At 45.3% G+C, this 992-nt stretch carries 1 protein-coding gene; it reads right to left on the reverse strand.

The features are described 5' to 3' along the window. Positions 1–992 (reverse strand): choice-of-anchor Q domain-containing protein (locus tag JUI58_RS03145; protein ID WP_204102289.1); only part of this gene is annotated, 992 nt, incomplete at both ends.

Here is a 992-nt window from a genome sequence, read left to right on the forward strand (position 1 = left end):
ACTATTGCTTGCTCCTGAACCTTTATTCGCAGTATCATTGAATCCTGAACTATTTTCACTCGATGAGTCGCTTTCTGATGTTCCGCTTTCTGATGTTTCTGCACCACTGCTACTTGAAGAAGTAGTGCTAGAAGTTGTATCGCTTGCTGATGAACTCTCTCCCTCTGTTGAGTTTGAAGAATTAGAGCTATTGTTGGCGATCGCGCCTTCTCCTGATGAACTCACTCCCCCTGCTGAGTTTGAATTAGAGCTATTGTTGGCGATCGCGCTTTCTCCTGATGAACTCACTCCCCCTGCTGAGTTTGAACTAGAGCTATTGTTGGCGATCGCGCTTTCTCCTGAAGAACTCACTCCCCCTGCTGAGGTTGAATTAGAGCTATTGTTGGCGATCGCGCTTTCTCCTGATGAACTCACTCCCCCTGCTGAGTTTGAAGAATTAGCCGCACTTCCTCCTCCTGAAGTTCCCCCAGATGTTCCTCCCGAGGAACTACCACTGTCAAAATATTGTTGAAAAGTATCGGAAAACTGTGAGTCAAATAAAGTAAATGCTTGGGCTGCACTTATCAATGTATTTCCGTTTGCTGAAGGATTAACTAAAGCCAGAGAGGGATAAGGGATATAAAGTAAGTTAATAAAACTATTAAAATTTGGTGTCGGTGTCGTATTCACAACAGGCGTTGGATTCACAACAGGCGTTGGATTCACAACAGGCGTGACAGGTGTTGGTGTTACGGAAACTGGGACCGATTCATAGACCGATTCATAGGCTCCAATATCCACAGTTCCTCTCAAAATACGGTTTTCTCCCCGTTGATCGGTAGAGGTGGTGGCAAGACCATTATTCCCAGCATTAATCGCAGGACTATTCGCATTGAGAGCATGGGTTTGGGTTGAGCCACCATTATTAGCAAGGGGGAGTAACAAAGGGTCAATCCCTTTTATATTGCTGGTATCGGTGGTAATTGTTGCTCCTGTCGTGTTTTGGATGAGAC

Origin of the sequence: Spirulina sp. CCY15215, assembly GCF_016888125.1 — a bacterium.
Lineage (GTDB): Bacteria > Cyanobacteriota > Cyanobacteriia > Cyanobacteriales > Spirulinaceae > CCY15215.